Raw genomic sequence first — 18,879 nt, 5'->3', positions numbered from 1 at the left:
AGGAGAGCCATCGTGCCTCGTACCGTCAGGGACGTCGTCTTCGTCGACGGCGTCCGTACCCCGTTCGGCAAGGCGGGCCCGAAGGGCATCTACCACGAGACCCGCGCCGACGACCTCGTCGTGAAGGCGATCCGGGAGCTGCTGCGCCGGAACCCGACTCTGGAGCCCGCGAAGATCGACGAGGTCGCCATCGCCGCGACCACGCAGATCGGTGACCAGGGCCTGACGATCGGCCGTACCGCCGGCATCCTGGCCGGTCTGCCGCAGTCCGTGCCCGGCTACTCCATCGACCGCATGTGCGCCGGCGCCCTGACCGCCGTCACGACCGTCGCCGGTTCCGTGGCCTTCGGCGCGTACGACGTCGCCATCGCCGGCGGTGTCGAGCACATGGGCCGCCACCCCATGGGCGAGGGCGTGGACCCGAACCCGCGGTTCGTGAGCGAGAAGCTGGTCGACGAGTCCGCCCTGTTCATGGGCATGACCGCCGAGAACCTGCACGACCGCTACCCGACGATCACCAAGCAGCGCGCCGACGAGTACGCCGTGCGCTCCCAGGAGAAGGCCGCCAAGGCGTACGCCAACGGCAAGATCCAGGCCGACCTGGTGCCGATCTCGGTGCGCCGCACCAACCCGGAGGCCGGTGAGACCGGCTGGGGTCTGGTCACCGCCGACGAGCCGATGCGCCCGGGCACCACCCTGGAGAACCTCTCCGGTCTGAAGACGCCGTTCCGTGTCCACGGCCGCGTCACCGCCGGTAACGCCGCCGGTCTGAACGACGGTGCCACCGCCTCGCTCATCGCCTCCGAGGACTTCGCCCGGGAGAACAACCTCCCGGTGAAGATGCGCCTCGTCTCCTACTCCTTCGCGGGTGTGGAGCCGGAGGTCATGGGCTACGGCCCGATCCCGGCCACCGAGAAGGCCCTCGCCCAGGCGGGGCTCACCATCGACGACATCGGCCTGTTCGAGATCAACGAGGCCTTCGCCGTCCAGGTGCTCGCGTTCCTGGAGCACTACGGCATCGCCGACGACGACGCGCGCGTCAACCAGTACGGCGGCGCCATCGCCTTCGGCCACCCGCTCGCCTCCTCCGGCGTCCGCCTGATGACGCAGCTGGCCCGCCAGTTCGAGGAGCAGCCGGAGGTCCGCTACGGCCTGACCACCATGTGCGTCGGCTTCGGCATGGGCGCGACGGTCATCTGGGAGAACCCGAACCACAAGGACGCCGGAGGCGACAAGTGAGCACCACCGAACTCCTGAAGGGCGCGGCCGAGCTGTTCCCCGACGAGGTCGTGACGTCCGCGCACGTACGCCACCTCGACCTGCCGTTCGGTGCCGGGCGCTTCGCGCTCATCACCCTGGACAACGGCTTCGACCACACCAAGCCGACCACCTTCGGCCCGGCCTCGCTGGCGAACCTCAACGCCGCCATCGACCAGGTCGAGAAGGAGGCCTCGGCCGGCGAGATCGTCGGTGTCGGCGTCACCGGCAAGCCGTTCATCTTCGCGGTCGGCGCCGACCTCAAGGGCGTCGAGCTGCTGAAGGAGCACAAGGACGCGCTCGCCATCGGCAAGGGCGGCCACGAGGTCTTCAAGCGCCTCGGCGGCCTCGCGGTCCCCACCTTCGCGTACTACAACGGTGCCGCGATGGGCGGCGGCGTCGAGGTCGGTCTGCACTGCACGTACCGGACGGTCAGCAAGGCGCTCCCGGCCTTCTCCCTCCCCGAGGTCTTCCTCGGCCTGGTACCCGGCTGGGGCGGCTGCACGATCCTGCCGAACCTGATCGGCGCCGACAAGGCCGTCTCGGTGATCATCGAGAACAGCCTCAACCAGAACAAGCAGCTCAAGGGCCAGCAGGTCTTCGACCTCGGCATCGCCGACGCTCTCTTCGAGGGCGCGGACTTCCTGGAGCAGTCGCTGATCTGGACGGCCCAGGTCCTCAAGGGTGACGTCGAGGTCGAGCGTCCGGTCATCGACCGTGGCGAGGCCTGGGACCAGGCCGTCGCGCGCGGCCGGTTCATCGCCGACTCCAAGGTGCACGGGGCCGCTCCGGCCGCCTACCGCGCCCTGGACATCATCGCCGCCGCCAAGAACGGCGACCTCCAGCAGGGCTACGACGCCGAGGACAAGGCACTCGCCGACCTGATCATGGGTGGCGAACTGCGCGCCGGCATCTACGCGTTCAACCTGGTGCAGAAGCGCGGCAAGCGTCCCGCGGGCGCCCCGGACAAGTCGCTGGCCCGCCCGGTCACCAAGGTCGGCGTCGTCGGCGCGGGCCTGATGGCCTCGCAGCTGGCGCTGCTGTTCCTGCGCCGCCTCGAGGTCCCGGTGGTCCTCACGGACATCGACCAGGAGCGCGTCGACAAGGGTGTGGGCTACGTCCACGCCGAGATCGACAAGCTGCTCGGCAAGGGCCGTATCAACCAGGACAAGGCCAACCGCCTCAAGGCCCTGGTCACCGGCGTGCTGGACAAGGCCGAGGGCTTCTCCGACGCGGACTTCGTCATCGAGGCCGTGTTCGAGGAGATCGGCGTCAAGCAGACGGTGTTCGCCGAGGTCGAGGCGGTCGCCCCGGCGCACGCGATCCTCGCCACCAACACCTCGTCCCTCTCGGTCTCCGAGATGGCGTCGAAGCTGAAGAACCCCGAGCGGGTCGTCGGCTTCCACTTCTTCAACCCGGTGGCGGTTCTTCCGCTCCTGGAGATCGTCCGGGGCGAGAAGACCGACGACGCCTCGCTGGCCACGGCCTTCGCCGTCGCCAAGAAGCTGAAGAAGACCGCGGTGCTGACGAAGGACGCCCCGGCGTTCGTCGTGAACCGCATCCTCACCCGCTTCATGGGCGAGATCCAGAACGTCATCGACGAGGGCACGCCGGTCGAGGTCGCGGAGAAGGCGGTCGAGCCGCTGGGTCTGCCGATGTCGCCGCTGGTCCTGCTGGAGCTGGTCGGCCCCGCGATCGGTCTGCACGTCTCCGAGACGCTGAACCGGGCCTTCCCGGACCGCTTCACGGTCTCCCCCAACCTCGCGGCCGTCGTCAAGGCGGGCAAGCGCGGCTTCTACGTCTACGACTCCGGCAAGCCGGAGCTGGACCCCGAGGTCGCCGCGCTGCTGAAGCAGGGCGATACCGTCCTGACCGAGGAGCAGGTGCGCGACCGCGTCCTCGACGCCGTCGCCCAGGAGATCGGGCTCATGCTCGACGAGGGCGTCGTCGCCGAGGCCCAGGACATCGACCTCTGCCTGATCACGGGCGCCGGCTGGCCCTTCCACCTGGGCGGCATCACGCCGTACCTGGACCGCGAGGGAGTCTCGGAGCGCGTGAACGGCAAGAAGTTCCTGGCGCCGGGCGTGGCGAGCGTTCCGGCGTAGCCGCTGCGTCTGCTGTGAACGGCGGTGCCCCGCAGGCCGGTTGGCTTGCGGGGCACCGGTGTTTTGGGGGCCCTGGGGGCCTTGGGGGCCTTGGGGGCCTTGGGGGGCGTTTCAGCGGGCGTCCTCGACATGGACGACCTGGAGGTCGGTGCCGTCGCGGTGGCGCTTGCTGCGGCCGTGGAGGCCCACGGCGAGGTTCGACGGGTCGGCGGGCTCGTCGGAGCCGACGTAGGTGACGACGTCCGGGTGATGGCCGGTGACCAGCCAGCCGGTGCCGTCCTTGAGCGCGCGTGTGCCGAAGTCGCCCGCGGGGCCGCCGGCGCGCACGGGACCGTACTGCCGGAGGATCTCCGTGGCCTGCCCGGCGAGTTCACCGTCGGGCTCCTTGAGCATCACGCACGTGCCGTTCTCGAACAGCACCCAGGACACCCCGGAGGGCGCCAGGATGCGCTGCCAGACCTCGACGAGGTGTTCGGTGTCGTCCACGCGGTCATGGTCGCGCACCCGACCCCGAACGGTCATGTGAATAAGGCCGGTTCAGCCTTCCCGCCACGCCTCCAGCGCCAGCCCCGGTTCGTCCTTGCGCCGGGTGAGCAGGAGTTGGCCGGTCGACGGGGACAACGTTGCCGCCACGACGCGCCCGTCCTCGTCGGTCGCGAGTGACACCCGCGCGTCCGACGGGAGTTGCGGCCCCGACTCCGCCCACCACGCGCCCGCCGCCTCCTGCTCCGTCGGGTACGCGGCGAAGGCGACCCGGCCGCTCGACGAGCGCTGGGCGAGCAACGTGCAGTCGTGGCCGTCGAGTTCACAGCGGACGGCGGAGACCGGGCCGGGACCGGCCGAGGCCAGGAGGGCGACGGGTTTGCCTCCCGGACGCCAGGCGCACAGGTCACCGGAGTCGTCGGTGTAGAAGAGGGTGGTGCGGTCGGCGGAGGTGGCCAGGGCGCGGAGGGTGCCCGGACGTACGGGCGTCTCCACGGCCTCCTCCAGGACCGGCGGCTTGCCTGGCTCGCCCTGCCGCCAGTACAGCAGGCCCCCGGGGACGGCCGCGTACAGCTCCACGCGCCCGGACTCCCCCGTCACCGCGGCCAAGTCCTCTTGTACGTCACTCCCCTTGAGGTCCCGCCACGGCTCCCACCCGCCCTTCTCCTTCTGCGCGACCATGCTCAGCCCGCCGCCCTTGTTGCGGACGAACACATGGGCGCGTCCCTCGCCGTCCACCGCCACGGCGGGCGCGCCGGTACGATCGCCGCTCTTGTCCGGGTGGCCGATCGGCACCCAGTCGAGGGCGGCGAGCCGGGGGCGGAAGTGCGTGGAGTGCACGAGCCCGGCCTCACCGGGTTTGGTGGGCCGCCAGGAGACGAGATGGGCGTAACCGTCGGCACCCTGACCGACGGCCGGGCCGGGGCGGAGCTTCTGGTCGCCGCCCACCTTGCGCGGGGACGCCTCCCAGGGGCCGCCAGGGCCGAGCTCGGCCCGGCACAGGACGGCGTCGCCCGAGGGCAGATAGACACTGAGCCGCCCGTCGCGGCCGCGGAGAAGCCAGTCGCCGTTCACCGGTTCACTCTATGCGGGGGCGTACGGGGGCACGCCTGACCCCCTCCCCAGCACTCTCTGCGGGGGCGTACGGGGACAGGCCTGACCACCTCCCCCGCACTCTCTGCGGAGGTGTCCGGGGATACGCCTGACCACCTCCCCCGCACTCTCGGCCGAGGCCGCCGGGGACACGCCTGACCACCTCCCCCGCACTCTCGGCCGAGGCCGCCGGGGACACGCCTGACCACCTCTCCCGCACTCTCGGCCGAGGCCTCCGGGGGCACGCCTGGCCACCCCCTGCCCACGCGTCTACGTTTGGCCTCATGACCGACAAGCTCACCGTCACCGTTCTCGGCACCGGCATCATGGGCGCGGCCATGGCCCGCAACCTCGCCGCGGCCGGGCACACCGTCCACGCCTGGAACCGCACCCGCGCCAAGGCCGAGCCGCTCACCGCCGACGGAATCCACGTCACCGACTCCCCCGCCGAGGCGGTGGAGGGCGCGGACGTCGTCCTGACCATGCTGTACGACGGTCCCGCCACCCTGGAGGTGATGGAGGCGGCGCTGCCCGCGCTGCGGCCCGGTGTGGTGTGGGCGCAGTCGACGACGGCCGGCCTCGAAGGGCTCGCCGAACTCGCCGCCTTCGCCGCCGCGCACGGCCTGGTCTTCTACGACGCCCCCGTGCTGGGCACCCGGCAGCCCGCGGAGGCCGGTCAGCTCACCGTGCTGGCGGGCGGGCCCGAGGCCCACCGGTACTCCGTGGCCCCCGTCTTCGACGCGGTCGGCGCCCGTACGGTGTGGACCGGCGAGGCGGGCAGCGCGACCCGGCTGAAGCTGGTCGCCAACAGCTGGGTGCTGGCCGCGACCGCGGCGACGGGCGAGGTGCTGGCGCTGTCCCAGGCGCTGGGCGTGGACCCGCGGGACTTCTTCGCGCTGATCGAGGGCGGCCCGCTGGACATGGGCTATCTGCGCGCCAAGGCGGGGCTGGTGCTGAACGAGCAGCTGACCCCGGCCCAGTTCGCGGTGTCCACGGCCGCGAAGGACGCGCGGCTGATCGTCGCGGCGGGCGAGGAGAACGGCGTACGCCTGGACGTGGCGGCGGCGAGCGCCGCGCGGCTGGAACGGGCTGCTGCGCAGGGGCATGGGGACGAGGACATGGCGGCGGCCTACTACGCCAGCTTCGACGAGAAGGACGGCGACTGACACCCTGACCCCATGAACACCGATGCCCCGCTCCTCGTGATCGTCGATGCCGCCAACGTCGTCGGGTCGGTGCCCGACGGCTGGTGGCGGGACCGGCGGGGGGCCGCGGAGCGGCTGCGGGACCGGTTGGCGGCGGACGGGGTGCCGGGGCAGGACGGTCCGGTGGAGATCGTGCTCGTGGTGGAGGGGGCGGCGCGGGGGGTGGAGTCCGTGGCCGGGGTGCGGGTGGAGTCGGCGGCGGGGAGCGGGGACGATCGGGTGGTGGAGCTGGTGGCCGAGACGGCCGGGCACCGGGTTCTAGTCGTCACGGCGGACCGGGAACTACGACGCCGGGTCGGGGAGTTGGGGGCCGAGGTGACGGGACCTCGGAGTGTGCGGGGTTAGGGTTCTGGACGTACCCCTTCATCGCGTCGCACCATGGATGGGGAGGCAGAACCTTGGCGCATGCCGCTCACAGCCGGGACGGACGTGAACTCGTCTTCGAGTCCTGGGGCGACCCGCACGGGCATCCCGTGTTCCTGCTGCACGGAACTCCCGGCAGCCGTCAGGGGCCTCGACCGCGGTCAATGGTGCTCTACCAGCTGGGCATCCATCTGATCGCCTACGACCGTCCCGGCTACGGGTATTCGAGCCGCAGCCGTGGGCGTCGGGTGGTCGATGCCGCCTCGGACGTCGAGGACATCGCCGATGTGCTCGGTTTCGACGAGTTCTCGGTCGTCGGCCGGTCCGGTGGCGGCCCACACGCGCTCGCCTGCGCCGCGAGACTGCCTTACCGCGTCCGGAGCGCGGCCGTACTGGTGAGTCTCGCCCCGTGGGACGCCGAAGGGCTGGACTGGTTCGAGGGGATGACAGCGTCCAACGTCCGCGCGTACCGCAACGCCCGCTACAACCAGCCGGTGCTCTACAGCACTCTCGTGGAGAACGCGGACAACATGCGGGCCGACCCGATGGCCGTGCTGAACGGGCTCGACGACGAAATGCCCGACGTCGACCGGCGGATCGTGGCGGATGCCGGCATCCGCCAGATGCTGCACAAGAACTTCGAAGCCGCGATCGTGAACAGCGCCTACGGCTGGATCGACGACGCCGTCGCCTTCAGCACGAGCTGGGGATTCGACCCGAGCGAGATCACCGTGCCCACCCTGCTGTGGCACGGCGAGAAGGACGTGTTCTCCCCCGTCGAGCACTTCCAGTGGCTGGCCCGAAGGATCGAGCACGCCACCGTCGTTCTTCAGCCGTCCGCTGCGCACTTCGCGGCCGTTCCGGTGCTGCCCCAGGTGCTCGGCTGGCTCCGGGACCAGACGCAGGCCGACACCGCCACCTCGACCGCGTGATCTCTGCCCGAGTCAGATCGGATGCGGGTCGACTTCCAGTCCGACGCGCCGGCCACCGCGCAGTCTGACCACCTTGGAGTGCTTGGTGCCTAGTTGGGCATTGAGCGCGTCGACGACTTCCCGCGCCAGTCGGTCCGCCTCGGTGGTACGGCCGGACTCGCGCAGCAGGATCGCGAGATTGCCCCGGCAGATGAGGGCGGTGGGGTGGTCCGCGCCCAACCGGTCGCACAACTCCTGGTATGCCTGACGGTAGTTGCGCTCCGCCTTCTCGGTCTCGCCGAGGGCCGCCTCCGCATTCGCCAGGTTCATCCCGCAGGTCATGCTGAAGGGATGCTCCGGACCGAGGGTGGCACACAGCGCGGTACGGGCCGTCTCGCACACGTCGCGGGCCTCGGTGAGCCTGCCGGTCGACAGCAGGTTGACGCCGTGATTGGCCGCGCACGCCAGCGTGTTGGGGTGGTTCTCTCCCAGCCCCGCGCGGAACAGATCGAGCAGCTCGGCGGTCTCCCGGCAGGCCTCCTCATGGCTCTCCACGGCTGAGAGATGACCGGCGAGACCGAGCCGCACCATCAGCGTCTCGGGCGAGTCGTCACCCAGCCGCCGTCGGCAGATGTCCAGCACCTGCCGGCTCATGTCGATGGCCTCGTCCAACCGGTCGAGCCGACGCAGCGTGACGGCGAGGGCCTTGGCCGCCTCCAGCGCGGGAGGCTGCTCCGGCCCGAGATCCACGGCCGTCCGGTGGACGCCTCGCAGTGTCTCCGCCGAGGCCTCGTACTCGCCGCAGGAGCGCTGGTCGCGGCCGAGGTTGATCAGGGAGGACAAGGTGTAGGGATGCGTGGAGCCCAGGGTCACCGCGCGCAGCTCGTAGGTGTCCTTGTCAACGCGCTGGGCCTCGTAGCAGTCTCCGGCCATGCGCATCGACACGGCCAGGTTGTTCGCCGCGGACAGGGTCCAGGGGTGGTCGCCGCCGAAGAGGTCCACAGACCGCTTGTAGGTGTCGCGGTCGATCTCGAGCGCCCTGCGGACCTGCCCGACGGCTCGCAGGTCCGCGGCGAGTGCGTTCGCCGTCATCAGGGTGTGGCTGTCGTCGCCACCGAAGGTCTCACGCTGTCGTTCGTAGACGTCCTGGTCGATCTCGAGGGCCCTGTCGTACCAGCCCTGGAGGCGCAGCACGTCGGCGATCTCGTAACGCAGGTGCAGGGTCCAGCGGTCGTCCGGACCCGCTTCCGTATCCCAGGTGTGCAGCAGGTCCTCGGCGAGCGACATGGCCTCTGTGTACTCACCACGGGCGCGCAGGTAGCGCAGCCACTCGGTCATCAGCAACCGGATCCGCTCGTCGAGCGAGTACCTCATCCAGGGAGTGCACAGATGGGGCCAGATGATGTCGTAGCGCGGCCAGTGGGCAGGGCTTTCCACGTCGCCCCCGTACGGGCGGGCGCCGGCCAGCACATGGCGCACGGTACTCAGCGCCCTCGCCTGCTCCTCGGCGGACATCGACGCACGCACCGCGGCCTGCACCAGCCGGTGCACCTGAATGCTCCGGCTCTTGCGGTCGACCTTGGCCAGGGAATAGCGATGCAGTTGCTGGATGGCCCGGGACACCAGTGCCGTGCCGCTATGGCCGGGCTGCGCGTCCTGGAGGGCGTCGCTCATCTCCTTTCCGAGCAGCAGGTCGAAGGAGATCGAGTCCGCACCGAAGTACGCGCACAGCTCCAACAGCCGCCTGGCCACAGGCGAGTTGAGCTGTCTAATGGAGATGTTCCAGGTCGCACCGACCTGGAGCGGGAAGGCCGGGCCGTCCGCAACCGCTTCCAATGTCGCCAGCTGCGGCTCCAGAAGTTCCAGGTACTCGGCCGCGTCCTGGCCCGTCTCGTTCAGCCAGGCGGCGGCCTGGTCGACGGCGAGCGGTAGGTCACCCAAAGCATCCGCGACGCGGTCGGCGTCCTCGGCGCTGATGGCGGAGACACGGCGCAGCAGGTGTTCGACGCTCTCAGCACGGGAGAACACGTCGACCTCGACCCGCTCGCCGACCTTGGCCCAGCCCTCGTTGCGAGTGGTGATCAGGACGTGGCCGGTGGGACTGCCGACGAGCATCTGATCGATGGATTCGGGGGTGGTGACGTTGTCGAAGACCAGCAGCCATCGGTCGTACCGGTCACCACGGCGCAGCGCGTCCCGCACCCCTGCGGCCGTCGCGCTGATGCTGTCCCGCTCCTCGACGCCCAGATGGGAGGCGAGTTCGGAGTACTGGCGCAGCGCGAGGTCACCGAACTCCGCCTCGATCCACCAGACGACGTCGTAGTCGCCCCGGTACCGGTACGCATACTCGGTCGCCACCTGGGTCTTTCCCACCCCGCCCATGCCGTGCAGCACGGTCGCGGTGCCGGTGTCGGCGAGTCGTCGGCGCAGGTGCTCCAGCAGCTCGGCGCGTCCGGTGAAGACCGCGTTGCGCACGGGCACGGACCACACCGGCGGCTCCGCGCCGGGGAAGCGGGGGCCGCCGACGGAAGCGTCCGCGGGGTGCTCAGTGGGGACGGCCGGAGCGTCCAGGGCCCGCAACAGGGCATTTCTGGCCTGGCTCTCGTCCATGCTGCTCAGCTGGATCGGCGTCCGGTCCGAGAACGGGTGGACCAGCCGTGCCTCGCTGACCCGGACCGGCACCAGCGTGCGCCGCGTACCCATGGGATCGGCGGCGGCGACGGCCTCCCACACCGCCCTGGCCTGCGGGGACTTCTGGTAGGCAGGCGAGACCACGGCCACCGTCTTTGAGGCGCCACGCACCTTGCTGTCCGTGTCGTCCCGCAACGGGACCCCTACCGCGGAGCCGTCCTCGGATCCGGCCTCACTCACGGTGAAACCGGCGTCGCCGAGGACCCGCCCGATCCACTCGGCCCACATCCGGTCCTCGGGGACATGGCTGAGGAACACATGGGCCGGATCCGGCGGCCTGCGACGCACGACGGCTTTGAGGTAGTTCTGCCGCTCCTCGTCGGTCATCGGGGCCAGCGAGCTCACCTCGCCCTCGGTGATGACCGACGTCAGGCGTTCACAGGCGGCGAGCAGCGAGGCGGGGCTCCCCGGCTCGTCACGGAAGGTCGCCAGCATCTCCTCGTACGCATACGGGGACTTGAACGGTACTTCCACGCTGCCCCAGTAGCTGCCCAGGTCGACGCCAGCGGTACGGACCAGCAGCTGGTCGAAGGTTGACCTGACCTTCGCGCGCGCCGCCTCCAGCCGGTCCGCCTCGGAGTCCACGACCCGCATGGGCACCGGCAGGACCCGGATGCGCCGCAGGCCCCCGGTGTCCTGCACCCGGCGGGTGACTGCCGCCGCGCCCGCGAGGCTCTGGTCATTGTGGGTGAAACAGTTCACCAGCACGTCGGGAAAATGCAGGGTGCAGATGTCGGAGATGTCGCTGAGGCCGGTGCGGCTGTCGATGAGGACGTAGTCGTAGCCGTGCCGGAACTGGGCGCACAGGGCGTCCAGGAACTGACCGCCGTACTGCTCGTCGTAGAAGCCGTTCCAGTTGAACTGGGAGAAGATCGAGGAGTAGTTGCGGTCCTGGCGGCCCGCGGAGATGTAGTCCAGGCGGCCGGCGTCGGGGAAGTCCCACCCCAGTGGGTTCACCGCCCTGCCGATGTCGGCCTGTTCGACGATCCAATCGGTCCTGATCTCGGCGTCGCGCAGATGGTTGACCTTCAGGACGTAGTCGTTGATGAGTTCCAGCACTCCGGGGTGGTCGCGCAACGCGCTGGGCTCCAGGAACGGGTGGAGGAAGCGGTCGAGGCCCGGCGCCTCCAGATCCCAGTCCACCACCAGCACCCGCCGCCCCTGCGACGCCATGATCCAGGCACAGTTGGCCAGTGCCATGGTGCGCCCGGTACCGCCCGTGTAGGCATAGAAGGTCACGATCTTGCCGTCGCCGGAGCGGGGGAGCACGCCAGTCACAGTGGGGCCTCCTGGTCGCCCTGAACGTCGGGCGAATGTCAACTTCCCTACGACAACAGTCGATTCGCACCAGGATAGGGCAAGACACCCAACGTATCGCGGCCCCGCACAAGGCGTCGGAACGCGTCGTGCGGGGCCGGGCGACAGACTGTGGGAGGCGGTTACTCCGGGCTGCCGTTCGGCGGCTTCACCCCCTGTCCCACCCCCGTCTCCTCCCCCCGAGCCAGCCGGCTGTGCGACCGCCCGTACAGGAAGTACACGAGGAACCCGAGCACCATCCACCCCGCGAACCGCAGCCACGTCTCCGTCGGCAGGTTGAGCATCAGCCACAGTGACGCCAGCACCGACAGGATCGGCAGGACCGGGACCCACGGGGTGCGGAAGGAGCGGGGCAGGTCGGGGCGGGTGCGGCGGAGGATGATGACGCCGATCGCCACGACCACGAACGCGAACAGGGTGCCGATGTTGACCAGTTCGGCGAGTTCGCTCAGCGGGGTGAAGCCGGCGACGATCGCGATGATCACGCCGAGCAGGATGGTCGGACGGTGCGGGGTCTTGAACCGCGGGTGGACGTGGGAGAAGAACCGGGGCAGCAGGCCGTCGCGGCTCATCGCGAAGAAGACGCGGGTCTGGCCCAGCAGGAGGATCATGCAGACCGTCGTCAGGCCCACCGCCGCGCCGAAGCTGATGAAGCCCGCGTACCAGGGGTGTCCGATGGCCTTGAAGGCGTCGGCCAGCGGGGCCGTGACCGACAGGTCGGTGTACTTCTGCATGCCGGTGACGACGATCGACACGGCCACGTAGAGCGTCGTGCAGATGAGCAGGGAGCCGAGGATGCCTCTCGGCATGTCGCGTTGCGGGTTCCTCGTCTCCTCCGCCGCCGTCGCCACCACGTCGAAGCCGATGAAGGCGAAGAAGACGACGGACGCCGCCGTGAAGATGCCCATGACGCCGAAGTTGGACGGCGCCCAGCCGAACATCAGCTGGATGAGCGGGGCTTGCAGGTCGCCGCCCGCCTCCACCGGCTGGGACTTGGGGATGAACGGGTCGTAGTTGTCGCCCTTGATGAAGAAGGCGCCCGCGATGATGACGACGAGGACCACCGTCACCTTGACGGCCACGACGATCGACGTCACGCGCGCGGAGAGCTTCGTGCCGAGCACCAGGATGCCGGTCAACACGAGGACGAGCGCCGCCGCGAGGATGTCGAAGCCGAAGCCGTCGGCGCCGTCCCGGCCGCTGAGCGCCTCCGGCAGATGCCAGCCCGCGTTGTCGAGGAGCGAGGCGATGTAGCCGGACCAGCCGACGGCGACCACCGCCGTGCCGAGCGCGAACTCCAGGACCAGGTCCCAGCCGATGATCCAGGCGGGGAGTTCGCCCAAGGAGGCGTACGAGAACGTGTACGCCGATCCCGCCACCGGGACCGTGGAGGCGAACTCGGCGTAGCAGAGCGCGGCGAGCGCGCAGACGACGCCGGCGACGACGAAGGCCAGGGCGACCGCCGGTCCGGCGTTGTTCTTGGCGACCGTGCCGGTCAGGACGAAGATGCCGGTGCCGATGATGACGCCGACGCCGAAGACGGTCAGATCCAGCGCGGAGAGGGATTTCTTCAGCGCGTGCTCTGGCTCCTCGGTGTCGGCAATGGACTGCTCGACTCTCTTCGTCCGGAAGAGTGTGCTGCTCACGGGCGTACCTCCCACGCTGTGTCGTCCTCGACATGATCGAGAGGGGGCGTACTGCGTATGCCCCGGCGCGTGGGGATTCACGCAAATGGGCCGGTCGTACCACCCTTGACGGTGGTACGACCGGCCCATTCAGGCGTGTCAGTCGCGCGCGGGCTCCGGCTCCTGCGCCGTCGCGCCGCTGTACTTGCCGTCCAGCTTCGAGACCAGGCCGGTGACCTGGCGGGCGATGTCCGGGGCGGTCAGGCCGATCTCCGCCATCACCTCGGCGCGCGAGGCGTGGTCGAGGAAGCGCGGCGGGATGCCGAAGTCACGCAGCGGGACGTCGACGCCGGCGTCGCGCAGCGCCTGGGCGATCGCCGAACCGACGCCGCCGACGCGGGAGTTGTCCTCGACCGTGACGACCACGCGGTGGCGTTCGGCGAGCGGGGCCATGGCCTCGTCCACCGGCTTGACCCAGCGCGGGTCGACGACGGTGGTGGTGATGCCCTGCTTGTCGAGGAGCGAGGCGATCTCCAGGCACATGGGGGCGAGGGCGCCCACGGAGACCAGGAGCACGTCCGGGGTGTCGGTGCCGGGCTCGCGCAGGACGTCCATGCCGCCGACGCGTCCCACGGCGGGTACGGCCGGGCCCACGGCGCCCTTCGAGAAGCGGACCACGGTCGGCGCGTCGTCGACCGCGACGGCCTCCCGCAGCTGCTTGCGGACCTGGTCGGCGTCGCGCGGGGCGGCCAGGCGCAGGCCCGGGACGACCTGGAGGATCGACATGTCCCACATGCCGTTGTGGGAGGCGCCGTCGGTGCCGGTGACGCCCGCGCGGTCCAGGACGAAGGTCACGCCGCACTGGTGCAGGGCGACGTCCATGAGGACCTGGTCGAAGGCGCGGTTGAGGAAGGTGGCGTAGACGGCGAAGACGGGGTGCAGGCCGCCGTGGGCCAGGCCCGCGGCGGACACCGCGCCGTGCTGCTCGGCGATGCCGACGTCGTAGATCCGGTCCGGGAAGGCGTCCGCGAACTTCTTCAGGCCGACCGGCTGGAGCATCGCCGCCGTGATGGCCACGATGTCCTTGCGCTCCTTGCCGAGCTGCACCATCTCGTCGCCGAAGACGGAGGTCCAGTCGGCGCCGGAGGCCTTGACCGGCAGGCCGGTGTCGGGGTGGATGGGGCCGATGCCGTGGAAGCGGTCGGCCTCGTCCTGGAGGGCGGGCTGGTAGCCGCGGCCCTTCTCGGTGAGGACGTGGACGATGACCGGGCCGCCGAAGCGCTTGGCGCGGGCCAGCGCGGACTCCATGGCCTCGATGTCGTGGCCGTCGATGGGGCCGACGTACTTCAGGCCGAGGTCCTCGAACATGCCCTGCGGGGCGATGAAGTCCTTCAGGCCCTTCTTGGCGCCGTGCAGGGTCTCGTAGAGGGGCTTGCCGACGACCGGGGTGCGCTCCAGGAGGTCCTTGCCGCGGGCCAGGAAGCGCTCGTAGCCGTCGGTGGTGCGCAGGGTCGCCAGGTGGTTGGCGAGGCCGCCGATGGTGGGCGCGTAGGAGCGCTCGTTGTCGTTGACGACGATGACCAGCGGGCGGTCCTTGGCGTCGGCGATGTTGTTCAGCGCCTCCCAGGCCATGCCGCCGGTGAGGGCACCGTCACCGATCACGGCGACCACGTGGTCGTCGCGTTGCTGGATCTGGTTGGCCTTCGCGAGGCCGTCGGCCCAGCCGAGGACGGTCGAGGCGTGGCTGTTCTCGATGACGTCGTGCTCGGACTCGGCCTGCGAGGGGTAGCCGGACAGGCCGCCCTTCATCTTCAGCCGGGAGAAGTCCTGCCGGCCGGTGAGCAGCTTGTGGACGTAGGACTGGTGTCCGGTGTCCCAGAGCACCTTGTCCTTCGGGGAGTCGAAGACACGGTGCAGGGCGATGGTGAGCTCGACCACGCCGAGGTTCGGGCCGAGGTGGCCGCCGGTCTTGGAGACGGCGTCGACGAGGAAGGTCCGGATCTCCTCTGCCAGCTGGTCCAGCTGCTCCAGGCTGAGCCGGTCCAGATCGCGCGGTCCCCTGATGCGGGTCAGCAGCGGCACCCGTGCCTCCTTGCAGTAGAGCTGTTGCCGGGCTTGTCGAGTCTAATGTTCCGCCTTTGCGGACGGTGCTCGGGAGGTGCGTCATACGTCACGCGATCGGCTGTACCCACGATCCGTCGTTCGTACGACATGAAAACGGCCCGGCGCTGTGTTTTCAGCGCCGGGCCGTTCTCGGACGTGCTAGCCGCGTCCGGCGGCCTTCTGGGACCGGCGCGACACCGAGTCGATGACGACCGCGCCGAGCAGAACGCCACCGGTGATCATGTACTGGATCGACGTGTTCATGTTCAGCAGGTCGAGGCCGGTCTGGATCGACTGGATGACGAGCATGCCGAGCAGGGCCGACCACACGTTGCCGCGACCGCCGAACAGCGACGTACCACCGATGACGGCCGCCGCGATGGCGAGCATCAGCGTGTTGCCGCCACCGGCGTTCAGCGTCGCCGACGCCGTCTGACCGGCGAAGAACATGCCGCCGATGGCCGCGAAGCCGCCGGAGATCGCGAACACGGTGATGCGGATCATCGGCACGTTGATACCGGCACGACGGGCCGCCTCGATGCCGCCGCCGACCGCGAAGACCTTGCGGCCGTACGTCGTACGACGCAGCACGAAGTCCACGATCACCAGCGAGGCGAGGAAGATCACCAGCGCGTTGGAGACACCGGCGGCGTTGTTCAGCACGACCGCGGTGGCGAAGGCCGCCACGGCGAGCGCACCGACGCGGATCAGGATCTCGCTGGTCGGCCGGAACGGCACCCCCGCGGCCTTGCGGCGGCGCTGGTCCATGAAGGAGCCGATCAGCATGGACGCGACGGCGAGGCCGGCCAGGAGGTAGGCGCCGACGATGGCCTGGTCCATGAAGAACGAGCTCTGGCCGAGCAGCTGGACGGGGCCGCTGTCGGACGGGATGTTGATCGTGCCGCTGTCGCCGAGCAGCCACAGCATCAGACCGTTCCAGCCGAGGAAGCCGGCCAGGGTCACGACGAACGCCGGGACGCCGATCTTGGCGAAGAACCAGCCGTGCAGGGCGCCGATGGCGACACCGGTCACCACGGCGAGGATCAGGGCCAGCCACTGGCCCATGCCGTGGTTGACCACGAACACCGCGAAGACCGTGGACGCCAGACCGCTGACCGAACCGACCGACAGGTCGATCTCGCCGAGCAGCAGCACGAACACCAGGCCGATGGAGAGCATGCCGGTGGCGGCCATGAAGTAGCTGATGTTGGACAGGTTGTCCGCGCTCAGGAACAGGTCGTTCTTCACCTGGAAGATCGTCCAGATGACGATGAGGCCGACGACCACCGGCAGCGAGCCGAGCTCACCGCCCTTCACCTTGCGCTTGAACTCGGTCCAGTAGCCCTTGAGACCCTCTTCACGGATCAGCAGGCGCGGGTCGACGACCGAGACCGGAGCGGCCGTGGGGTCGTCGGCGGGGGCGACCGTGGTCTGTTCCTCGACCACGCCGTCCGTCTTCTCTACCTTCGACGTGTCGCTCACTTTGCCGCCTCCGCGCTGCGACGCCCCGCACGACGGGTCACGGCGTTGTCCGTGGCGCCCGTGATGGCGGCGATGATCTCTTCGTGGGTGGTGTCCTTCACGGAGAAGGAACCGTTGTTCTTACCCAGGCGCAGCACGGCGACGGTGTCGGCGACAGCCTTCACGTCGGCCATGTTGTGGCTGATGAGGATGACACCGAGGTTGCGCTCGCGCAGCCGCTCGACGAGGTCGAGGACCTGCGCGGTCTGCTCGACACCGAGGGCGGCGGTGGGCTCGTCGAGGATGACGACCTTGGGGTCACCGATGAGGGCGCGCGCGATGGCGACGACCTGACGCTGGCCACCGGAGAGGCTCGCGATCGGGATGCGGACGCTCGGGATGCGGATGGAGAGCGTGGAGAGCAGCTCGCGGGCCTTCTGCTCCATCGTGACCTCGTCGATGACGCCGCGGTGCAGCAGCTCGCGTCCGAGGTAGAGGTTGCCGACGACATCGAGGTTGTCGCACAGCGCGAGGTCCTGGTAGACCGTCGCGACGCCGAGTCCCTGGGCGTCGTGCGGCCGGTTGATGCTGACCGGCTTGCCGTCCCACTCGATGACGCCCTCATCGATGGGGTGGACACCGGCGATCGTCTTGACCAGCGTGGACTTTCCTGCGCCGTTGTCGCCCACCAGGGCGACCACTTCTCCGGCGTGGACCTCCAGTTCGACGTCGGTGAGTGCCTGCACCGCACCGAATCGCTTGGAGACTCCGCGCAACGCCAGCACGGGCGTAGCGGACACGTGAACCATCTCCTTCGCCGCCTGACCGGCGGGGATGCCGCGCTTGGGGTAAGGCGCGGAGGATGTGCTCGAAGCACGATTTACTAGATGAACTTGCGCGCAGTCCGGCCGAGTTGGCAACGGGCGCGCACACGATGTTTCCGTCCGGCGCCCGCCCCGCAGCGGGGTATGGAGGCGGGGTGGGCGCCGGAGGGGCTGGTACCTGCCGACGGGGCGTGCCGTGGCTCAGGCACGCCCCCGAAGGCGGTGGGTTACTGCAGGCCGGCCTTCTTGCACGCGGCGGCGTAGGCCGAGGTGCAGATCTGGTCGACGGTGTACAGCTTGTCCTTGACCACCGTGTCGTTGATGTTCTTCACGGTGACGGAGACCGGGGTCAGCAGCTGCGACGGGACCTTGTTGCCGGAGCCGTTGGTCATGGTCGTGGTGGCGAGGTCGTCGATGCTCTTGCCCTCGACCAGGTTGACCGCGAGCTGGGCGGCGGCGTCGGCCTCGGGCTTGAAGGCCTTGTAGACCGTGCTGGACTGGGTGCCGGCGACGATGCGCTGGATACCGGCGAGCTCGGCGTCCTGGCCCGTCAGCGGGATGCCGGAGATGCCGGCGCCCTTGAGGGTGGTGGCGATACCACCGGCCATGCCGTCGTTGGCGGCGTAGACGCCCGCGATGTTCTTGGCGCCCAGCTGGGTGATGGCCGCCTTCATCTTCTGCGCGGCGATCGAGTCCTTCCACAGGCCGGACTGCTCGTAGGCGATGTCGACCTTGCCGTCGAGGACGCTGTGGGCGCCCTTCTTGAACAGCGCGGCGTTCGGGTCGGCGTCGTCACCGTTGATCATGACGACCTTGGCCTTCGGGGTCGCCTTGGAGCCGAGCGAGTCGAGCAGGGCCTGGCCCTGGAGCTGGCCGACCTTCTCGTTGTCGAAGGAGACGTACGCGGAGACCGGGCCCTGGGCCAGACGGTCGTACGCGATGACCTTGACGCCCTTCTTGACCGCGGCGTCGATCGAGGACTTGATGGCGGCCGAGTCCTGGGCGGAGATCGCGATGACCTTGACGCCCTTGGTGACCATGGTGCTGACCTGCTGGGCCTGCTTGGCCGCGTCCGCTCCGGCGTTCGCGTAGGAGACGGAACAGTCGGAGCACAGCTCCTTGACCTTTGCCTCGAACAGCGGCTTGTCGAACTGCTCGTACCGCGTGGTGACGCTGTCGGGCAGGAGCAGGCCGATCGACTTGTTGCCGGAGCCGCTGCTGCTGCCGCTGTCGGAGTCGTTGTCGTCGCCGGCCTTGCCGCAAGCGGCGGCCGTGAGGGCGAGGGCCGAGACCAGAACGGGGACAGCCGCACGACGCATAAGCGTGTTCACTTCAGAAACCTCCCTGACGAGGCCGCGTCGTTGCGGCCGAGGTGGCTGGAAGTCAACTCGGCCACACGTGCGACGTCAAGAAGTAAATACTTAACGGGTTGGCAACGGCGG

At 69.6% G+C, this 18,879-nt stretch carries 13 protein-coding genes; 5 read left to right on the top strand and 8 right to left on the bottom strand.

What is annotated here, in order from left to right; translation table 11 throughout:
* Positions 1 to 12: 12 nt before the first annotated feature.
* On the top strand, positions 13 to 1,239 hold the full coding sequence (locus EJC51_RS35950; RefSeq protein WP_126274859.1) for a thiolase family protein: 1,227 nt from the start codon (positions 13 to 15) through the stop codon (positions 1,237 to 1,239).
* Positions 1,236 to 3,362 carry a 3-hydroxyacyl-CoA dehydrogenase NAD-binding domain-containing protein gene (locus EJC51_RS35945; protein ID WP_126274858.1) on the top strand — a complete coding sequence of 709 codons (2,127 nt, stop codon included), beginning with the start codon at positions 1,236 to 1,238 and terminating at the stop codon, positions 3,360 to 3,362. Before EJC51_RS35950 ends, EJC51_RS35945 begins: the two co-directional genes overlap by 4 nt.
* A gap of 111 nt (positions 3,363 to 3,473) precedes the next feature.
* Here the strand turns inward: EJC51_RS35945 and EJC51_RS35940 are convergent, their stop codons facing one another.
* Together EJC51_RS35940 and EJC51_RS35935 are read right to left on the bottom strand one after the other, a co-directional pair.
* Positions 3,474 to 3,884, bottom strand: coding sequence for a hypothetical protein (locus EJC51_RS35940; protein ID WP_126274857.1), 411 nt, complete (start codon positions 3,882 to 3,884; stop codon positions 3,474 to 3,476).
* Positions 3,885 to 3,899: 15 nt separating this feature from the next.
* Positions 3,900 to 4,919, bottom strand: a complete 1,020-nt coding sequence (locus EJC51_RS35935; protein WP_126274856.1) for a PLL family lectin — start codon at positions 4,917 to 4,919, stop codon at positions 3,900 to 3,902.
* A gap of 173 nt (positions 4,920 to 5,092) precedes the next feature.
* Between EJC51_RS35935 and EJC51_RS35930 the strand changes: the two genes are divergently transcribed.
* The 3 genes from EJC51_RS35930 to EJC51_RS35920 are packed head-to-tail and all read left to right on the top strand — an operon-like array spanning position 5,093 to position 7,437.
* On the top strand, positions 5,093 to 6,103 hold the full coding sequence (locus EJC51_RS35930) for an NAD(P)-dependent oxidoreductase (protein WP_279631445.1): 1,011 nt from the start codon (positions 5,093 to 5,095) through the stop codon (positions 6,101 to 6,103).
* Between the two features lie 12 nt (positions 6,104 to 6,115).
* Complete coding sequence (locus tag EJC51_RS35925; RefSeq protein ID WP_126274854.1) at positions 6,116 to 6,487, top strand: PIN domain-containing protein; 372 nt, start codon at positions 6,116 to 6,118, stop codon at positions 6,485 to 6,487.
* A gap of 53 nt (positions 6,488 to 6,540) precedes the next feature.
* Positions 6,541 to 7,437, top strand: coding sequence for an alpha/beta fold hydrolase (locus tag EJC51_RS35920; RefSeq protein ID WP_126274853.1), 897 nt, complete (start codon positions 6,541 to 6,543; stop codon positions 7,435 to 7,437).
* A 12-nt stretch (positions 7,438 to 7,449) separates the two neighbouring features.
* Here EJC51_RS35920 and fxsT read toward each other — a convergent pair whose 3' ends face one another.
* From fxsT to EJC51_RS35890, 6 genes are all read right to left on the bottom strand, one after another.
* The gene (fxsT, locus tag EJC51_RS35915) at positions 7,450 to 11,385 is read right to left on the bottom strand and encodes an FxSxx-COOH system tetratricopeptide repeat protein (RefSeq protein ID WP_126274852.1); all 3,936 of its coding nucleotides are present in this window, start codon (positions 11,383 to 11,385) and stop codon (positions 7,450 to 7,452) included.
* Between the two features lie 161 nt (positions 11,386 to 11,546).
* On the bottom strand, positions 11,547 to 13,070 hold the full coding sequence (locus tag EJC51_RS35910; RefSeq protein WP_126274851.1) for an amino acid permease: 1,524 nt from the start codon (positions 13,068 to 13,070) through the stop codon (positions 11,547 to 11,549).
* 138 nt (positions 13,071 to 13,208) lie between these two features.
* A complete protein-coding gene (gene dxs, locus EJC51_RS35905; RefSeq protein WP_126274850.1) occupies positions 13,209 to 15,131 on the bottom strand; it encodes a 1-deoxy-D-xylulose-5-phosphate synthase in 1,923 nt (640 codons plus the stop codon).
* Positions 15,132 to 15,311: 180 nt separating this feature from the next.
* Positions 15,312 to 16,634, bottom strand: a complete 1,323-nt coding sequence (locus EJC51_RS35900; protein ID WP_126274849.1) for a sugar ABC transporter permease — start codon at positions 16,632 to 16,634, stop codon at positions 15,312 to 15,314.
* Positions 16,631 to 17,422, bottom strand: coding sequence for an ATP-binding cassette domain-containing protein (locus EJC51_RS35895; protein WP_126274848.1), 792 nt, complete (start codon positions 17,420 to 17,422; stop codon positions 16,631 to 16,633). The genes EJC51_RS35900 and EJC51_RS35895 overlap by 4 nt, the downstream gene beginning before the upstream one ends.
* Before the next feature lie 242 nt (positions 17,423 to 17,664).
* A complete protein-coding gene (locus EJC51_RS35890; RefSeq protein ID WP_126277264.1) occupies positions 17,665 to 18,756 on the bottom strand; it encodes a sugar ABC transporter substrate-binding protein in 1,092 nt (363 codons plus the stop codon).
* Positions 18,757 to 18,879 lie beyond the last annotated feature (123 nt).

The organism is Streptomyces aquilus (assembly GCF_003955715.1).
Lineage (GTDB): Bacteria > Actinomycetota > Actinomycetes > Streptomycetales > Streptomycetaceae > Streptomyces > Streptomyces aquilus.
The sequence above is the reverse complement of the archived record's forward strand: the minus strand, read 5'-3'. Positions and strand labels throughout refer to the sequence as shown.

Excerpts from the sequence above, each read along its gene's own strand:
- EJC51_RS35940 (WP_126274857.1), bottom strand. The coding sequence starts at position 3,884 with ATGACCGTTCGGGGTCGGGTGCGCGACCATGACCGCGTGGACGACACC.
- EJC51_RS35925 (WP_126274854.1), top strand. The coding sequence starts at position 6,116 with ATGAACACCGATGCCCCGCTCCTCGTGATCGTCGATGCCGCCAACGTC.
- EJC51_RS35895 (WP_126274848.1), bottom strand. The coding sequence starts at position 17,422 with ATGGTTCACGTGTCCGCTACGCCCGTGCTGGCGTTGCGCGGAGTCTCC.
- EJC51_RS35890 (WP_126277264.1), bottom strand. The coding sequence starts at position 18,756 with ATGCGTCGTGCGGCTGTCCCCGTTCTGGTCTCGGCCCTCGCCCTCACG.